Raw genomic sequence first — 17,579 nt, 5'->3', positions numbered from 1 at the left:
TCTTTATAAACAAGCACCTAAAATAAGTGCACCAACAATATGTAATGATCCGGCTAACATCGCATGTGCAACGCTACCTTCTTTCGTACCTTCTTCTAAATCAAGACCAGACATTTTCTTTAATACGAATTCGATAAACATTTCTACCACTAATAAAATAACGAAAGAAACTGCTGATGCAAGAAGTGCTTGCCATAAATCATTTGCTTTCGTTATCGATTGAGATAAAATGTACCCTTGTGCAAATAATTTCATAATAAAACGAGTTGTTACAGCTGTATTTCCATTTTTGATTTCTTTTAAATCATTGTATTTTGTAAAAATCGAATCAACCCACATAATTGCAAATAAAAGTACTGCACTCGCTCCAGTCCATACAAGCATGGCAACTACATTCATCCATGTCATTGCAAAACCTCCTCTAAATATAAAGTGAAACTTTAATCAGTGGGGAGGTGTTCATTCCCCGCTGATTATTAGTTGAACCAATCGGGCATTTACGGGCAGTAGATCTCCCCCCACCTCTCTGCTTTCACAAAAAGTAGAGGTGGGAGTCTTACTACCCGTTAATGCGGGGTAATAGAAAACCGACATGAATTTGTTTAGACATGTCGGTTCATTTGTCTCTATTCTATATTATTTCTCATACTGCTTCATAATACGGGCTAATTCATCATCAACAGCAGAATTTTTGTTTAAGCTTGCGAATTCATCATCTAATGATTTTTCTTTCTTATAAACTTCACCGCTTGCTTCCGCTTCAGCCTCTAATTGAAGAGCTTTTTCTTCCATACGGCTTAAACCAGCTTTTGCTGAATTCGAATCAAATCCAGACATCGCCTGATTAATATTCTTCTGTGCTTTCGCTGCATTTACACGTGCTACAAGTGTTTCACGTTTATTTTTCAGCTCTGTTAATTGCTTGCGCATTTCTTCTAGCTTAAGACGCAGATTATCAGCAGCAGCTTTATTTTGCTCGTAGCTTGCTTTATACTCATTCATCTTTTGCTCTGCATTTTGTTTTTCTTCTAATGCACGACGCGCAAGATCTAAGTTATTAGCTTGAACAGCCATATGAGCTTGCTCTTCACGTTTTTTCACAAGTGCTTCTTGCTCTTCAAATAATATTTTGAATTTCTTCTCAAGCGCGATTTGAGCTGCTACACTTTTCTCAGCTTCTTGTACATCCGCTTGCATATCGCGTAAATATTGATCCGTCATCTTAACTGGATCTTCCGCTTTTTCAATTAATGAATATACATTCGACATTGTTAAATCTCTTAATCGTTTAAATACAGACATCTAAATTCCTCCTATGATATACCTCATATTTCAAATTCACTACTTGGAAAACTGAAAAATCTCCCTTTACAGTAAAGAATATTCATTTTTACAGCCTATGTGTTTATTATAACAAAACTAATATGTCCTTACATGTTATTTCCAAAATACATCCATTATAATATGACATTCTATATACAATATTGTATTTCTAATATATTCTCATTACCCCTCTTTGGAATTAACTTACTTTTGTGCAATTTCACTAAATTACATAAGTGTAATGTTACTGTAAGCTAACTCGATAGTTGCATTCCGATATTTCTTATACACTAATACCAGAAGCAACAAATAAGCTTCTTCACTTGTAAGCAATAATACAAAAATTGTATTTACTATAAAACATATAAAAGGAGAAATCATCATGAAAAAATTAGTAGGAATCGGATTAGCAGCAGCAATTTCATTCGGAGCATTATCAGGTTGTTCTTTATTAGGAGAGAAAGCGAACGGTTTTGTACTGTACGGCTCAGAAGAACAAGTTCAACAAATTACAGATAAAAACAAAAAAGAAGTGAAAGAAAAAGACTTCTATAAAATGAAAATGACAACATTAGATGGTAAAAAAGTTCTTGTAATGGATAAGAAAACTGGTGAAGAACTAATGAAAAAAGAGTTACTTAGCAAAGTTGATGAAAAAGACAACACGAAGCCACTTGATAAATTACCAGCTGTAACAACAGAACAAGGTGTATTATTTGCAAAAGAGAAAGTAGAAAATGCTACACTTGATGGAGCGAAATTAAAATATGAAGGCAACACAATTATCGGAAGTGGACGTGCATATACAGATATGTATGCGATTGTCGATGACGCAACTTACAGCAATGTAAAAGGTGATGAAAAATCTGTAGGTGTATTAAAATTTGATAAAGACCCGAGTAAAGAATTCCCTGGTTACAAAGGCGTAGAAGCTTCTCAACTTGTAAAAATTAAAAAGTAAAAAGTAAAACAAAAAAGCTTTGCGAAATTCGCAAAGCTTTTTTCTATTTATTATGAGCAATTTGCTCCATATCCGGGCTACAAGTTTGCGACTGACATGACTTATTTAAAGAACATGCCGCGCATTTTCCTTTTTTACTTCTCTTTACAAAATTAACTAACGTATATGCTGCATAACCAAAAATGATAGCTCCAATTATAATATTGACCATCATCACAATACATCTCCTTCTAGAATCCGAGTAGGGATCCAACTTGGTATATAATGAGCGTTAATACATAAGCAACTACGAGTGGATACACGACTGAGAAAATCGTCCATTTCGCTGATCCTGTTTCACGTTTAATAACAGCTACGGTCGCTAAACACGGAACATATAATAAAATAAAGAACATAAATGCATAAGCTGATAATGCTGTATAATGTGCTCCCATTACATTTCCAAGCACATCTTCTTTAACCGCATAAATAATTGCCATTGTAGAAACGACAACTTCTTTCGCTAAAAATCCTGTTAAAAGGGATGCCGCAGCTTGCCACGTTCCAAAGCCGAGCGGTGCAAATAATGGTGCGATAAATCCACCAATCATCGCTAAGTAGCTATCTCCCATATCAACGCCAAATCCTGATGGACCTGCATAATTTAATAACCAAATAACAACCGAACCACCAAAGATGAATGTACCAGCTTTACGAACAAATCCCTTTCCTTTCTCCCACGTGCTCAGCCATAACGTTTTCGCTTGTGGCACACGATAAGGCGGTAGTTCAATAACAAAAATAGATTTTTCCGCTTTTAAAATCGTAAGAGACATAATTTTTGTAACTAATAACGCAAGAACAATCCCTGCAACATATAAAGAAAATACAACAGTCGCCTGACTATGCGGGAAGAATACGCCCGCAAATAATGCATATACAGGTAATCGTGCTGAACAAGACATAAACGGTGTTACTAAAATTGTAAGTAAGCGCTCTTTCTCCTGTTCAATCGTTCTCGCTGCCATAATACCTGGAACGTTACATCCAAAACCGATAATCATCGGAATAAAAGCTTTTCCGTTTAAGCCGAAAAACTCCATAATTCTATCCATAACAACTGCAATTCGCGCCATATATCCTGAGTCTTCTAATAATGAAATGAAAAAGAATAGTGCAAAGATTTGTGGTACGAATACTAATACAGCACCAACACCGGCAATAATACCTTCTGTAACGAGTGCTTGAATAAAATCAGAAGCTCCAATACTTGTAAGTCCAGCCGTCACCCAATCCGTAAGCTGACCACCAAAAAACTCATCTAACATATCCGATAAAGGTGTACCAATCCACGTAAACGTAACCTGAAAAATAAAAAACATAACTGCTAAAAAGATTGGAAGTCCTAAAATTTTATGTGTAATTAATCTATCAATTTTTTCTGAAAAAGGAATTTTTCCTTCTTTCTCATGCTTCATAACATTTGTTTTTAACTTTTCAATATACGCTTCACGAGTTTTGTAAATGTGCTCTTCTAACGTACAATCAAGTTTTCCTTCTAAGCGAGATCGAATGGCTATGAGTTCCTTATAAATTGGTAATGCTTTCATTTCTTTTTCTACTACTTCGTTATTACTTAAAAATTGAAGAGCTAACCATCTCGGATGCTCGTAATTCACTGTCTCTAAAAGAGCAATTACTTCTCCAATTCCTTCATCCATTTGTACACCATATGAAATAAGGAATGGCTTTTTCTCTTTTTTGTCATTTTCTTTAAGAGTCGTAAGTAGTTCTTCACAACCTTTTCCACTTCTTGCAACGACAGGAACGACTGTTACACCTAATAGTTCTGATAATCGTTTTACATCAATGACAATTCCTCTTTGCTTCGCCACATCAACCATATTTAAACCAATTGAGACCGGCTTACCAAATTCAAGTAATTGCAACGTTAAATGCATATTTCTCTCAAATTGCGAAGAATCTACGATATTTAACATATGATTAAATTCTTCTGTTAATAGAAAGTTTGTTACAACACCTTCATCACGTGAAACTGGATTTAAATCATACACACCTGGTAAATCAATTAATGTTCCTTGTCTATCTTTTAATTTACCAACCTTTTTTTCTACTGTTACACCGCTCCAGTTTCCTACGTATTCATAAGAACCAGTAAGTGCATTAAATAATGATGTCTTCCCTGTATTCGGATTCCCTAGCAAAGCTACCTTATTCACGCTAATTCCACCTTTATCATTTTCGCGTCACAATGACGAATACTAATTAACTGTCCACGACACTCCAATGTACAAGGACCTTTGAACATCGCTTTCTGTTTCAAGCGAAGTTCGCTTCCTTCCGCAAGACCGAAAGCAGCTAGTCTACGCTTTAATAGCTGATCTAAAGACTGAATACTTTTTACTAACACTTTCTCTCCAATTTTAATATCTACTAAGCTCATAACCTTCCCCCTCAGAAGAGAATGATAATTATTTTCAAAAAAATTATACCACACCCAATTTCTCTTGTACTATACCCTTTTGCTTCATATTTATTAACATTTCGCTACAATTCTATTTCAATTATTGTCATACAGCATTTGTTTGCCATTCTCATCCATTTCGCTTACAATAAACAATAGCAAATAAAGAATCTCGTTATCACTGGGGGAGCCATGCCGCTGAGAGGGAACACTTCGTTCCGACCCTTCGAACCTGTTAGTTAATGCTAACGCAGGGATTGTGCAAACGTCCGAAATACATACCTCATTTTTATTTACGTATTTCGTATCCTCCTATGATATCTATTCTTTTTTGTACAACTTGGATTTAGGGGGAGACAACATGCGTAACACCAATTTACAAGCGATGATCGAATCTGCTATTCTTGCAGCCTTCGCCTTGGTCATCGATATTTTACCACTTTCAATCAAAATATCAGCAACAGGCGGTTCCATTTCATTTGCTATGATTCCTATTTTTATTATCGCATACCGCTGGGGCTTCAAAATGGCTTTCTTAGGAGGCTTAATTTGGGGATTATTACAAATTGTCGTAGGCGATGCCATTATCGTCACACCAATTCAAGTACTAATTGAATACTTCGTTGCTTTCGCATTCATTGGATTTGCTGGGTTATTCTATCGTCCAATTCAAAAAGCACTTTTAACTTCCAATAATAATAGCGAAGAGCAATCAAATTTAGGTAGCCGTAAAGACAAACCTTCATCAAAACAAAACCAAGGAAAGAAAGTAATTGGATACATTATCGTCGCTACTTTTATCGGTAGTCTAGCTCGTTACTTCTGTCACTTTATCGCTGGTATCATTTTCTGGGGACAATATGCACCAAAAGGCCAGTCGGCTTTCCTATATTCTTTAATATTTAACGGTAGTACAATGATTGGTTCCTATATTCTATGTACCGTTTTACTTATATTTTTATTTATCACTTCACCACGCTTATTCAAAAGCATCAGTGCTTATCAAATGAATACACAAAAAAAGGGCGCTTAATGAGCGCTCTTTTTTCATATCGTAATATTAATTAAAAATACAATAAATGCGCAAAAGAAAATAAATACCATTATACTTAGCCAATTGCTATGCACGGTTCATCGACTCCTTACATAACCTCATATTCTAAACAAATTATACTGATTAAAAATAAAGATTAGGTAAAGATAATATGAAAATAATTTAAAAAAACGTAGATCATATTTTCTACGCTTTTTTCGGTAAATAGAAATAAAATAACACACCATCTTCTGTATTTCCTGCCCCATATTCAGCATCATGTAGTTCTAAAATATTCTTTGAAATGGCAAGCCCAAGCCCCGTCCCACCTTGTGAACGCTGACGAGCTGTATCCACTCGATAAAAACGATCCCAAATTTTATCTAATTGTTCTTCTTCAATGTGAGTACCTTTATTTTCAATGCACACTTTTATACGATCCTTCTCATCTATTGTAGAAATAATAATATCTTCTTTATTTGGTGTATAACGTATGGCATTCGTAATGAAATTCACGATGACTTGTTCAATCCGGCCTTGATTTGCAATCACTTCAAATGAACATATATTTTTATGAATACGAAGCTCTTTTTTCTCTATTTCCACAGATAGATGTTCACATATGTCTTCAATTACTGTATCAATATAAAACGAAGCCTTTTTCATTTTATATGTACCAGATTCAAATTTAGCTAACTCAAGCATATCCAAAATTAACGTATCCATTTTGTCTACTTCTCTCTCCATCGCCTGAAAATAATAATCCTTTTTATGCTCAGCTACCCCGTCTTTTAAAATAGAAATACAGCTTTTCATAATACTTAGCGGTGTTTTTAATTCATGTGAAACACCAGAAATGAATTCTTTTCGCGTCTTTTCTAACTTTCTTTCCTTTTCAATATCTTCTTCTAACTGCCCAATATGCGAATGGAGTTTATTTGATAGCACATTAATATTTTTCGATAAATCTCCAATTTCATCTTTTGAAGTAATCGGTATTTTTTCTGTAAAATCTAATTGTGCTATTTTCTTCGTCGTATCATTTATTTTTAATAACGGTTTTGCAATTTGTTTTGAATAATAAAACGAAGCTAAAAAAATAAGAACGACTACAAATGCAATGATATAGATGTAATAATCTTGCACCATTTGTACAGCTTCATCTACGGGCTGTAAAGAAGCCATCGCATAAATATATGTTACTGATCCATCTTTTTCTTTTATTGGTTTCATTAATAATTTATATTTTATATCATTCTTTTCATGGTCCATTGTCTTTGTTGAATACTCTATTTGATTACTCTCTTTTAGTAATACATCCGTTTGAAATTCTTTTATACTATCCAAAAATAAAGAGTTTTTATAAATTGGATTTACGGGGCCTTTTACATCTGGAAACTGTACTTTCGTAACACGCCCTCCTATGTAAACATCTGGTTCTTGGGCAGCTTGCTCCTGAACGGCTGGCCTCTTCTCCTTAACAACTTGTTCCCCGGTTGCTTTCTTTTTCTCCTCATATAATTTTCTCATTTTCTCATTAAATGCTTTTTCTAGCGGTTTATTAGATCCGCTTAAATTCTGTTTAGATAAAGAAAAAGAGAATGGAATAAAACTATCTTCTTTTCTCACTCCAGAAAAATAAATTTCTTGCCCTAAAAAATGCTCTGATAATTTATTATCAATCTCCTCTATATTGACGAGATTACCTAAGGGAATTTTGAATATTTGTTGTCCAAAGCTCTTTTGTTGCCTACGATCTATCGTTACTTCAAAATAAAAATCATCTGCATGTTTTAAATTCCCGTTCTTATCTAATGTCGTAATCCACGTATTATTTTCTCTTAAAAAGTCTTGCTCTAGTTTCTGAATTTCTTCTGCATTTCCTGCATGATTTAAATAGTTCTTCCCAAAGGAATTTAAATTCACTTTAATATCTTCCACTTTTCGATTCGCATAATATTGTTTAAAAAATATCGTTTGTCCAATAAATATCGTCGCTAAAATCAACATGCACAATGCTGTTGTAAGAGTAAATAATTTTAGTACAATTCCTTTCCTCATACATTGCCCTCAAATTTATAACCTGTGCGTACTACAGTTGTAATGTACTTTGCTTTCTCTCCTAATTTATTTCTTAAATTACGAATATGACTATTAACCGTTCGATCATCACCAGCAAATTCATATCCCCAAATTCTTGAAATGAGTTGTTCTCTCGTTAAAACGATTCCTTGATTTTTCATGAAATACGCTAATATTTCAAATTCTGTATGCGTTAAATTAATATCAGTTCGATTTACCGTAACAGTGCGCGACGGAAAATGAACGTGAATATCGTGGATCGATAATGTATCATCTTCATTCTCTAAAAGTTGCTTTGTCACTTTTCTGCTTTCTAACAACCTTTTCGCTCTTGCTAATAAGATTGGCGGACTATACGGCTTCGTCACATAGTCATTTGCCCCAAGTTCAAAACCAAGTAACGTATCGTCTTCATCTACGCGCGCCGTTAGCATAATAATAGGTACCTCGGACGTCTTTCGAATCCTTCGGCAAACAGACCATCCATCGAGTTCTGGCAACATAATATCTAAAATAACTAAATCAACCTCTTCTTCTTCAAATACAACTAAAGCCTCTTTCCCGTCCCTCGCTTCAAACACTACATATTGCTCACTTAAAAAATAATCTTTTAATATTTCACGTAATATGTCTTCATCTTCAACAATTAAAATGTTTTTTGACATAACTGATATATCCCCCTCCCGTTTTCAGAAACTATAATTTCACTTTGAATAACTGCCAGTTAACGTCGCCTCGATAATATATCTATCTGGTGCATCCCCTATATAATCAAATGGGTAACAAGTTGTCAGTGTTAATATCGGTTCTTTTTTTTTTATAATAACAGTACGATCATCCGCATGAGTAATCCATGTCTTTTGAATTTCATATGTGTACGTTTTATTATCATACTCTAAAACAAGAGTATCCTTTTCTTTCAACTCTCCTAAATCTGTAAATACAGTATCTCGATGTCCACTCAGTACAGTATGTCCTCCTCCAGATGGGGTTGTCGTTAAATCACTAACAAACATACCAACTCCTTTTTTCAAAGTCGTATCATCCGCTCCCCAATATATAGAAAACTTCTTCTTTATTTTCGGTATGTTTAACATCGCTACCTTTTCACCTTCTTTATGTTCTGTTTGAGAAGAAGGTATTTGAGAAGTTACAGGTGTTTCATGAGAAAGTTGAGTATCTTGTATATTTTTAAGGCTCTTTATTTCTTCTTTCGTTAATTCTTGAGCAGAGCTTTTTCCTTTATACCATTCCACAGCGTAATAGGATCCCATGAATAGCCCAATAGCCATCAATATGATACCGATATAATTGAGTAACTTCATTCTTCATCCCTCCATGCCAAAAATGGTAGGAGTAACCTACCATTTTTAATATATGAAATTATCCCATTCTTTATAGGAAAATATTTTATTTACACTTTAACCTTATTGCGACGATTCAAACCAAATAATGTACCTATCGCTACAAGACATGCACTTAATCCCATCATTGCTACATTATTTGATGCTGTGTTTGGTAATTTTTCACCTTGTACAACTGGCTTTGCTTCTTCTTTTTTAGCTACTTCATTCTTTTGCTCAACTTTTATCGCTGCTTCTTTTTTTGCTATATCATTTTTTAACTGTTCTTGCGCTATTCTCTTTTTGTCTTCTTCACTCTTTTTCTCAGCTTTTATTGCTTCCTCTTTTTTAGCCATATCATTTTTTTCTTGTACTTGTGCCGCTTGTTTTTTCTCTATTTCATTTTTTTGCTGTTCCTTAATTGCTTCTTCTTTTTTAGCTTTATCTTGTTGTACTTGCGCTTCTTCTTCCTTTGTTACTGTTCCAGTATCCGCACTCGCTACTGAAGAATATCCTACTGTTAAAAGTGCCATTGCACAAATTGGTAATAGTCTCTTTTTCATCTTCATTCTCTCCTTATATTTTATTCACATCAACTCGCATCGGATGTATTACTAGAATAAGCAAGAGATATAAATATAAGATGCAGATGAAATATATTTCATTTAAAGATTTCATTGTAGAAAAAGAAAAAAACATCGCAATATGTACGATGTTTTTTCGGGTGTGTGTCTCAATATTCACATGTTACTTTCGCGTGATTTGGAAGTAGAATGGGCCGGAGCGATAACTAATTGTCTCGGCTCAGTTTTCTTGAAGTGATTTTTGACGTTACACTTACGACGTTGAACAACCCACGCTTTAATAGGGTTTGTTAAAATAATCTTTTGCTCTTCGTTAGGGGCCTCTTCTTCAAACCTACAACTTTCGCTCCATTTATTCCATTTCATTGTAAATTTAGAAGAAGAATGATCATCTTCACGATCAAACAAGTGCAAAAAATCCATTTTTCCATCTAGCATTACGGTGTTACTAGTCGCTAAAAAAGAAAAGGTCGTCCAACGTTTCTCCATGCCCTCCTACTCCTTTTTCACATATAGAGTGCCTAAAACTTAATTTACCTAAAATATGCTTGCCTTTTACCTTACACCCATAGTTTATCCAAAATGCTATTATGCAACTATCGATTTGCCTTACAACTACCTTACATTTTTGTAAGAAACAAAAAAACCTTCACTCTATATAATGAAGGTTTCTTACTTGTTATCTATATGATCTCTCATATCATCAAGTCCAGCTTCTTTTAGCTGCGACATCATACCGTGCGAAATTGCTCCTAACACTAAAGTCATTCCAATTAATGAAATACGAATCGCAGGTACATCAATTACGTAAGCCAACAGGCCAAGAACAATTGTTAAAAGTAATGCTTTTATAAATGTTACACTTGTGTACTGTTTCTTCTTCATCATATTCACCCTTTATGGAAGCGTTTTCTTAATATACTTAGTATATCATATCATCAGATGATTTTGTCGTTGTCTTTGTAAAAAATTACTATCTTCTTTGACTTTTTCTATTCTATCCTTTACAGTCGAAATGTTCGCAAGTTTTACACTGTAGGAGGATTACAATGAATATTGAAATAAAAGACACTTTAATTTCTGAAGAACAATTACAAGCAAAAGTGAAAGAATTAGCACTTCAAATCGAACGTGACTTTGAGGGAGAAGAAATCGTAGTTATCGCAGTATTAAAAGGTTCATTCGTATTTGCTGCTGATTTAATTCGTCACATTAAAAACGATGTAACAATTGACTTCATTTCTGCATCTAGTTACGGAAATCAAACAGAAACGACAGGAAAAGTGAAACTCCTAAAAGATATCGACGTAAACATTACTGGAAAAAACGTAATTGTTGTAGAAGATATTATCGATTCTGGTTTAACACTTCATTTCTTAAAAGACCACTTCTTTATGCATAAACCAAAGGCACTCAAGTTCTGTACATTACTTGATAAACCAGAACGCCGTAAAGTGGACTTAAAAGCTGAATATGTTGGCTTCCAAATTCCAGACGAATTTATCGTTGGCTACGGTATCGACTGTGCTGAGAAATATCGTAACTTACCATTTATCGCTTCAGTTGTAACGGAGTAATATAATAAAATAAGCTTCCATCAATTACTGATGGAAGTTTATTTTCTATCACGATTCGTAAAAGACAAAGGGAGAGAATAAAAATGACAAAGACAAAATTTGAAAAAGTACTCCTCATCGTAAATCCGAAAGCTGGTCAAGGTGACTTACATACAAATTTAACAAAAATCGTACCACCTCTTGCCGCAGCTTTTCCTGATCTACATATCCTTCATACGAAAAAACAAGGTGATGCAACAAAATATTGCCAAGAGTTTGCTAGTAAAGTAGATTTAATTATCGTCTTTGGTGGTGATGGAACAGTATTTGAATGCACAAATGGCTTAGCACCTCTCGAAACTAGACCTACACTTGCAATTATTCCAGGTGGAACTTGCAATGACTTCTCTCGCACACTTGGTGTTCCGCAAAACATTGCAGAAGCGGCAAAACTTATTACAAAAGAACATATAAAACCAGTTGACGTTGCAAAAGCAAACGGACAACATTTCTTAAACTTCTGGGGCATTGGACTCGTATCTGAAGTATCAAACAATATTGATGCAGAAGAAAAAGCAAAGCTTGGTAAAATCGGTTACTATTTAAGCACAATTCGAACTGTCAAAAATGCTGAAACATTCCCAGTAAAAATCACTTACGATGGACAAGTATATGAAGACGAAGCTGTCCTAGTTATGGTTGGAAACGGTGAATATCTTGGTGGTATTCCATCCTTTATTCCAAACGTAAAATGTGATGACGGAACACTTGATATTTTCGTAGTCAAATCAACAGGGATTCAAGCATTTAAAGATTACATCGGAAAGAAATTATTTGAAGACTCAAATGAAAATGACATCTTCCACGTAAAAGCGAAATCCATTCATATCGAAACAGAGGAAGAAAAAGAAGTAGATACAGATGGAGAAAGTTCGCTTCATACACCTTGTCACATTGAATTATTACCAGGACACTTTACGATGATTTATAATCCTGCGATTGTGTAATAAAAAAACGAGTGCTAGCACTCGTTTTTTTCTCTTCTAATCTAATTATGTCGTTGAATCATTTCTTGTATTTCTTTAACTCTCTCTAAAGTAATTCCATTTCTTTGTTCGATCGCTAAAGGATGCTCGGTTGGCTCTAATTCAACATACGGTGCCGTTCCAACTTCTCTTATATGTACATTTGTTTTTAAATTTAATGTTTCTGGATAAAATGGTATTTCTACAGATAACCAACCAAAATAAGGATCACTATTTTCTCGGCCTCTCTCATCCCACTTTTCTAATACTTCATCATAACTTTCTTTACTAAGCGATACCCACACAGTCCATATGAAATTTTCGTGGTAATCAATGATAGGAATCTCTAAACAACCTCTAATAAAGTAATGTTCATCGTCCATTACGCAAAGTTCTGATGTTAAATGGAAGCGTCCCTCTCTTTCATGGGGCGCTACCTCGTAATAATAATATGGTGCTTCACTTCCGTAGCATAGAGGTAGTGTAAAACGATTCATCTGTACTTTTTCTCCGGATTTCCTTCTTCTTTTCATTTATTATTCTTTCTCCTATCCTTTTCAGTCACAATCAAACTCTACCCAATTTCTCCAATGCGTATTAGAATCCTTCTTCACAATAATACGTGGATCTTTCTTCTCTATTGCAGCGGCTACTGATTGGAAGAATTCATTTTCACTTACTTTTTCGTCTTCAATATGTTTCCATTCTTCCGTTTCATACGCTACTTCCCAATCGCCTTCTAAACCGAACTCTTCTAAAATCTCTTCTTTACTCCACCATAATAATGTTCTAACTTCTTCATTAGTAGCAAGCATACGCATGAAGTATGTTGGATAATGCTCTGCCGTTTGTACTTCTATTCCATTATCCACATACTCTTCTTCTGTAAATTCATATTCAAAATGATGCTCACGTACTTTTAAACTGCCGTTATAAATATTCGGTATAAATTCACCTTCATCATCAAACAACTCATAATCGCCATCATTTAATTGTAAAATGCAATCATCACCCATTGAATGAGTAATTCTATCGCCATATACTTGAATATCATTACATACACCTAATGAACCTACACCAACAAGTTGAAACACCATTAACCAATCCTTAGTATCTTTAAAGAAAAGAGAGAATTTCACTTGCGAAATATCCATATATTCATTATCAAATGCAGGAAATTCATAGTTACTTTGCTTTTTATCTAATAGTTTTAAAATATCTTTTTGCATATGTATCATCTTCACCTCGATATAAACAAAGATATTTTTTTAATTTCACTAGAGTATAACATAACCATACTTACCTGTGACATTCTAATAACACTACTAAAAAATAGAGGAATGGCTTGTTTGCATACTCTAGTTCTTTTTATGTACAATGAAGGAAAGAAGCACCTTCATATAAGGGAGAGGACAAACTTTGTTCAACCAGCAGTTAGTTAATTTACGCATTGATTTTGCATTTAAACAATTGTTTGGTACGAATGGTAGCGAAGATATTCTAATTGCATTTTTAAATGCTATGTTACAAGAGTCTTTAGAGTCGCCCATTGCTTCTCTACAACTAGAAGATCCACATTTACACAGGGAATATGAAGAGGATAAGTTATCTATTTTAGACATTTCAGCGACATTAGACACAGGAACAAAAGTCAATGTAGAAATACAACTCAATAATAATCACGATATGGTTAAACGCAGTTTATATTATTGGGGAAGACTATACACATCTCAACTACAAAAAGGGATGCCCTACAGTGCACTTCACAAAACCATCACCATAAACTTACTAAACTTCGTAATGTTTTCGGAACACCCAGCCTTCCATACAACGAGCATATTATGGAATACACAACAACAAAAACTCCTAAGTGAAGACATAGAAATCCACATTATAGAAATTCCAAAGTTAACTGAACAATGGCATGAAGAAAAAGTAAATCCGTGGAAAGATCCATTTGTTCGTTGGCTTTTATTGCTTTCAGCAAATGAGGATGAGCACTTAACTAAACTATTGGAGGATATTGCTATGAACCAAGATCCTATTTTACAAAAAGCGATCAATAAATGGGAACGTATGAGTCAAGATTCTTCTTTCCGGCAAGCCTATGACGCAAGGGAGAAAGTTTTAATGGATGAAGCAGCAAAATTCGCCCATGCAGAGACAGAAGGAATAAAAAGAGGAATGGAACAAGGAATTAAAAAAGGGCTTGAAAAAGGCATTGAACAGGGCATTGAACAGGGCATTGAACAAGGCATTGAACAAGGCATTGAACAAGGCATTGAACAAGGTCGAAAAGAAGGAGTTCAACAGGGGAAAATTCAAATGATTAAAAATATGTATGATCTTGGTATACCACTTGAAACGATTGCTAAGGCAAGTAAATTAAGTTTGCATGAGATTGAGCATATTTTAGGACATAAATAGTCATAAAAAAAGAGCTTGAATAGTTTCAAGCTCTTTTTTATCAACTCTCCTCAATATCATCCAATTGAGTCTTATAACATTCATCACACTCTGGCCTAGTAGGAAGAATCCCTCTTTCATCAGGTAATAAAACCCTCAAAACTTCTCGATCCATCTCTACAAAAGACTTCATAATAATGGAATATCCTTCAATAATATTCGTATACTCAATCCCTTGTTCAAACTTTTTTCCTCTCTTTATTTCTTCTATTATGGTACAAAAAACACTATGCGCGACTTCAGGATCCATATTTAATGCTATTTGTAAATCTTGATGATTAAAGTTATCTCTTAGACCATGCGTATGATAATTAGCATGGATGCCATCAATATCTTCTGCTAATATGCTATGCATGTACCATCCATACTCTTGTAGCATATTTTCTTCCCATTCATCTGCATCCTCTTCTAAATCTTCATCAAACAAATTCGGATCATACCACACGTCCTCGTAATCTCCAGCAATTAAAAATCTCCAACCAGGTGGTAACCCTAAATACTTCTTTATTTCAGGTGCCCATTCATCAATATGTTGAACGTGTAAAGGAAGAAAGAAATCTTCTTCTGTCCCCATTTCTTCACCAGCCCAAATGTACCAACCTGTCGTTCCGTTTTCTATAGGCATTCGTAACCCATTAATTGGAACGGTACTACTTTTCACATTTTGCGCTATCCCTAACTTAAAGTTATCTGGTGATTCTACATACTCCGCCCCATATTTTTCACATATGCGTAGTTGCTCTTTTATGTATTTCTTCATCCTCTTAGCATACTCCTCAATTTTTGAAATATAGATTTCTTTGACGAAGCACTCTCTAACTTCCATGCCCCACATGGATTATAAAATGGATCCTCTTGTTCATAACGTTCATCTATATAATGAGATAAAAGATACACTGGAGCATCTTCTGTGAAACTAATTGTATCTCCATCTTTCAAATTAGGTTTTTCCAATATATTATGTAGGTTAAAATCATTTAATAAATCTACAGCTACTTCCGGATCTATCCCTCCGTCTAAAACAACGTCTGGTAGATTAAATGCTTGCATTCCACATGAATAGTAACCGTCCTCTTCATCTCCGACTAAAGTTACAAGGTGCGAATACATCGGGAATATTTCCTTATTCTCTGCAAGCTCTTGCCATTCTTCTTTCGAATAAGCCACACCTGCTGTTTCAACTTTTAAAGCAAGTCCACCTGCATTTAAAAGTTCCATTCCTACATCAATTACTTCTTGTAATCTCTCTGTATCGTCAACTTTTGCAATAACATACACTGTATAAGTATGCTTCTCCAACTCCTGAAGCAATTCTTCATCAAAACGCTCACCACCTGCATAGAAGAAAGCCTCTCTCAAAGAAGGGTCTTGTTCATATATATCAATTTCAAAGCCAATCTCTTTCTCCTTATGGTGCATAACATTTCCCGCTAATATATAGTTACTTTTACTCACAACTTCTTGTATTAATTCTGTTCTATCTTTCCATAAACCAGGTACTCCAATAACGATTTGTGTCTCCATCATATGCACTCCACTTCTCATCTATTTTCAATCTATTCTTTCAATCTTCCAAACTAAATTAGCTGGGATATCTTTCTCTAAAAAGGTTAACATCCATACAGTTTTTCCTTTATCGTTCATCAGCAGTACTTTATGGTTTAACTTCCAAGCCACTTCACTAACATGATGAAACATCTTATACATATCTTCTTTGATAAGCTTTTCCTTTTTGATTAACCGCCTCGTTCTATACTCTCTTATTTCTAAGTACACGTCAGCATAAGCCACTTCATGCTGACATGTTATACTGCATACGTATTTTTTATTCGGACTACTCTTTTTTATATATACGAACTCGTTTCTATAATTCAATTCTAGTATCTTATTCTTCACTTTTTCTAACTCTTCTATATCCCAATCATATTTCACAGCTAAACGTTTCATTTCAACATGAACGATTTGAAGGGCTAATTCTTTTTTCTCTCTATCTGATAAATATGGAAAAGCCTTCACACTCTCATACTCCACAAAAACATTCATATATTCAGGGAAAATTCTATATTTCTTCTCCCACTCATCGAGTAATGAAATATCATCCACACAATGAATCAAAATCGCTTTCTCATAATCCATTCTTAACTTTGGCATATGTCGACAATATAAAGAAGTAATACTGCTCGTCTCTTTACCAAAAGAGATGTCTTCATCGTAGTTGCTTGTAGATGTTAACTGTAATGCCTCTATGTTTCTGGTATGCTCTTTTACTTTTAGAAAACTCAATTGTATATCTCTTATAACCGGCATTTGCTCTCTCCTCTTCGCAATACAACTATGAAATATCTTTGTTAATACGCCTTAATCAATTTCAAGCCAGCCCATTCCCATAGAAAGAAATAACAGTCCGATTACCAAAAAGAGACCCCCAGTTAAAAAATAGAATGGCGCTCCGTACAATGGATCACTAAATAACTCTATCAAATTTCCAGCTACTACTTTCCATTTCTCTCTCTTTGAATTTTTTTCTTTTAATTCTTTTATAAATCGATAAATACTGAAACTGATTAAAGTGATACCAATTAATAGACATCCTGCTATGATAAGAATTTCCAAATGTAACACTCCATTTAAATACCATCTTCATTTACACCTCATTTTAACTAAAAAAAGCGAAAGAGAACATAATTTTGAAGTGACCCCTAAAAGTTAGACACGGTTATTTCATTAGGCAGCTTGATAAAA

22 protein-coding genes and 1 riboswitch are annotated in these 17,579 nt (G+C 34.4%); of the genes, 5 read left to right on the top strand and 17 right to left on the bottom strand.

From position 1 onward, the window contains the following. Window positions 1-3 precede the first annotated feature (3 nt). Complete coding sequence (locus ACODS7_RS15735; protein ID WP_000220087.1) at window positions 4-408, bottom strand: DUF350 domain-containing protein; 405 nt, start codon at window positions 406-408, stop codon at window positions 4-6. Between the two features lie 228 nt (window positions 409-636). After that, a complete protein-coding gene (locus ACODS7_RS15730; RefSeq protein ID WP_000110281.1) occupies window positions 637-1,302 on the bottom strand; it encodes a PspA/IM30 family protein in 666 nt (221 codons plus the stop codon). A gap of 403 nt (window positions 1,303-1,705) precedes the next feature. Here ACODS7_RS15730 and ACODS7_RS15725 point away from each other — a divergent pair, with 403 nt between their 5' ends. Further along, complete coding sequence (locus ACODS7_RS15725) at window positions 1,706-2,284, top strand: lipoprotein BA_5634 family protein (RefSeq protein ID WP_029443487.1); 579 nt, start codon at window positions 1,706-1,708, stop codon at window positions 2,282-2,284. A 43-nt stretch (window positions 2,285-2,327) separates the two neighbouring features. On the opposite strand, the gene ACODS7_RS15720 is transcribed toward ACODS7_RS15725, so the two are convergent. From ACODS7_RS15720 to ACODS7_RS15710, 3 genes are read right to left on the bottom strand one after another with little or no spacing between them, the layout of a single operon-like run. Beyond that, window positions 2,328-2,498 carry a FeoB-associated Cys-rich membrane protein gene (locus ACODS7_RS15720; protein ID WP_000989598.1) on the bottom strand — a complete coding sequence of 57 codons (171 nt, stop codon included), beginning with the start codon at window positions 2,496-2,498 and terminating at the stop codon, window positions 2,328-2,330. A gap of 16 nt (window positions 2,499-2,514) precedes the next feature. Beyond that, a complete protein-coding gene (feoB, locus tag ACODS7_RS15715) occupies window positions 2,515-4,503 on the bottom strand; it encodes a ferrous iron transport protein B (protein ID WP_043935219.1) in 1,989 nt (662 codons plus the stop codon). Next, window positions 4,500-4,727 (bottom strand): FeoA family protein, encoded by a 228-nt coding sequence (locus ACODS7_RS15710; protein ID WP_000060512.1) that lies wholly within the window; start codon window positions 4,725-4,727, stop codon window positions 4,500-4,502. The genes feoB and ACODS7_RS15710 overlap by 4 nt, the downstream gene beginning before the upstream one ends. Before the next feature lie 194 nt (window positions 4,728-4,921). Continuing rightward, a riboswitch (TPP riboswitch) is annotated at window positions 4,922-5,023 on the top strand. Between the two features lie 86 nt (window positions 5,024-5,109). On the opposite strand from ACODS7_RS15710, the gene ACODS7_RS15705 reads away from it, so the two are divergent. Continuing rightward, window positions 5,110-5,781, top strand: coding sequence for an energy-coupled thiamine transporter ThiT (locus ACODS7_RS15705; RefSeq protein ID WP_048565091.1), 672 nt, complete (start codon window positions 5,110-5,112; stop codon window positions 5,779-5,781). Window positions 5,782-5,988: 207 nt separating this feature from the next. Here ACODS7_RS15705 and ACODS7_RS15700 read toward each other — a convergent pair whose 3' ends face one another. From ACODS7_RS15700 to ACODS7_RS15675, 6 genes are all read right to left on the bottom strand, one after another. Next, window positions 5,989-7,842, bottom strand: a complete 1,854-nt coding sequence (locus ACODS7_RS15700; RefSeq protein ID WP_243168582.1) for a sensor histidine kinase — start codon at window positions 7,840-7,842, stop codon at window positions 5,989-5,991. After that, window positions 7,839-8,528, bottom strand: a complete 690-nt coding sequence (locus ACODS7_RS15695; protein WP_016079950.1) for a response regulator transcription factor — start codon at window positions 8,526-8,528, stop codon at window positions 7,839-7,841. Before ACODS7_RS15695 ends, ACODS7_RS15700 begins: the two co-directional genes overlap by 4 nt. A gap of 39 nt (window positions 8,529-8,567) precedes the next feature. Next, the gene (locus ACODS7_RS15690; RefSeq protein WP_098629337.1) at window positions 8,568-9,188 is read right to left on the bottom strand and encodes a class D sortase; all 621 of its coding nucleotides are present in this window, start codon (window positions 9,186-9,188) and stop codon (window positions 8,568-8,570) included. Window positions 9,189-9,277: 89 nt separating this feature from the next. Beyond that, window positions 9,278-9,769 carry an LPXTG cell wall anchor domain-containing protein gene (locus ACODS7_RS15685; protein ID WP_029443491.1) on the bottom strand — a complete coding sequence of 164 codons (492 nt, stop codon included), beginning with the start codon at window positions 9,767-9,769 and terminating at the stop codon, window positions 9,278-9,280. A gap of 177 nt (window positions 9,770-9,946) precedes the next feature. After that, window positions 9,947-10,279 carry a hypothetical protein gene (locus ACODS7_RS15680; RefSeq protein ID WP_029443492.1) on the bottom strand — a complete coding sequence of 111 codons (333 nt, stop codon included), beginning with the start codon at window positions 10,277-10,279 and terminating at the stop codon, window positions 9,947-9,949. A gap of 183 nt (window positions 10,280-10,462) precedes the next feature. Then, entirely contained in the window at window positions 10,463-10,678 is a 216-nt protein-coding gene (locus tag ACODS7_RS15675) for a hypothetical protein (protein WP_002041936.1), read from the bottom strand. Window positions 10,679-10,839: 161 nt separating this feature from the next. On the opposite strand from ACODS7_RS15675, the gene hpt reads away from it, so the two are divergent. Together hpt and ACODS7_RS15665 are read left to right on the top strand one after the other, a co-directional pair. After that, window positions 10,840-11,367, top strand: a complete 528-nt coding sequence (gene hpt / locus ACODS7_RS15670; RefSeq protein WP_001019294.1) for a hypoxanthine phosphoribosyltransferase — start codon at window positions 10,840-10,842, stop codon at window positions 11,365-11,367. Between the two features lie 83 nt (window positions 11,368-11,450). Beyond that, complete coding sequence (locus tag ACODS7_RS15665; RefSeq protein ID WP_029443493.1) at window positions 11,451-12,353, top strand: diacylglycerol/lipid kinase family protein; 903 nt, start codon at window positions 11,451-11,453, stop codon at window positions 12,351-12,353. Between the two features lie 41 nt (window positions 12,354-12,394). On the opposite strand, the gene ACODS7_RS15660 is transcribed toward ACODS7_RS15665, so the two are convergent. Both ACODS7_RS15660 and ACODS7_RS15655 read right to left on the bottom strand, forming a co-directional pair. Next, window positions 12,395-12,904: a DUF2199 domain-containing protein gene (locus tag ACODS7_RS15660; RefSeq protein ID WP_029443494.1), complete on the bottom strand. Its 510-nt coding sequence runs from the start codon at window positions 12,902-12,904 to the stop codon at window positions 12,395-12,397. Window positions 12,905-12,928: 24 nt separating this feature from the next. After that, window positions 12,929-13,600 (bottom strand): DUF7003 family protein, encoded by a 672-nt coding sequence (locus tag ACODS7_RS15655; RefSeq protein WP_029443495.1) that lies wholly within the window; start codon window positions 13,598-13,600, stop codon window positions 12,929-12,931. A 190-nt stretch (window positions 13,601-13,790) separates the two neighbouring features. On the opposite strand from ACODS7_RS15655, the gene ACODS7_RS15650 reads away from it, so the two are divergent. Continuing rightward, complete coding sequence (locus tag ACODS7_RS15650; RefSeq protein ID WP_243168581.1) at window positions 13,791-14,798, top strand: Rpn family recombination-promoting nuclease/putative transposase; 1,008 nt, start codon at window positions 13,791-13,793, stop codon at window positions 14,796-14,798. A 40-nt stretch (window positions 14,799-14,838) separates the two neighbouring features. Here ACODS7_RS15650 and ACODS7_RS15645 read toward each other — a convergent pair whose 3' ends face one another. From ACODS7_RS15645 to ACODS7_RS15630, 4 genes are read right to left on the bottom strand one after another with little or no spacing between them, the layout of a single operon-like run. Continuing rightward, the gene (locus tag ACODS7_RS15645; RefSeq protein ID WP_050844619.1) at window positions 14,839-15,597 is read right to left on the bottom strand and encodes a DUF4262 domain-containing protein; all 759 of its coding nucleotides are present in this window, start codon (window positions 15,595-15,597) and stop codon (window positions 14,839-14,841) included. Continuing rightward, window positions 15,594-16,361 carry a DUF4261 domain-containing protein gene (locus tag ACODS7_RS15640; protein WP_140163743.1) on the bottom strand — a complete coding sequence of 256 codons (768 nt, stop codon included), beginning with the start codon at window positions 16,359-16,361 and terminating at the stop codon, window positions 15,594-15,596. The genes ACODS7_RS15645 and ACODS7_RS15640 overlap by 4 nt, the downstream gene beginning before the upstream one ends. A 27-nt stretch (window positions 16,362-16,388) precedes the next feature. Next, window positions 16,389-17,144, bottom strand: coding sequence for a hypothetical protein (locus tag ACODS7_RS15635; protein WP_243168580.1), 756 nt, complete (start codon window positions 17,142-17,144; stop codon window positions 16,389-16,391). 51 nt (window positions 17,145-17,195) lie between these two features. After that, window positions 17,196-17,450, bottom strand: a complete 255-nt coding sequence (locus ACODS7_RS15630) for a hypothetical protein (RefSeq protein ID WP_050844622.1) — start codon at window positions 17,448-17,450, stop codon at window positions 17,196-17,198. Window positions 17,451-17,579: the final 129 nt, after the last annotated feature.

The organism is Bacillus sp. FG16, assembly GCF_057809515.1.
Note: the sequence above shows the minus strand (reverse complement) of the source record. Positions and strands in the feature narration are given on the sequence as shown.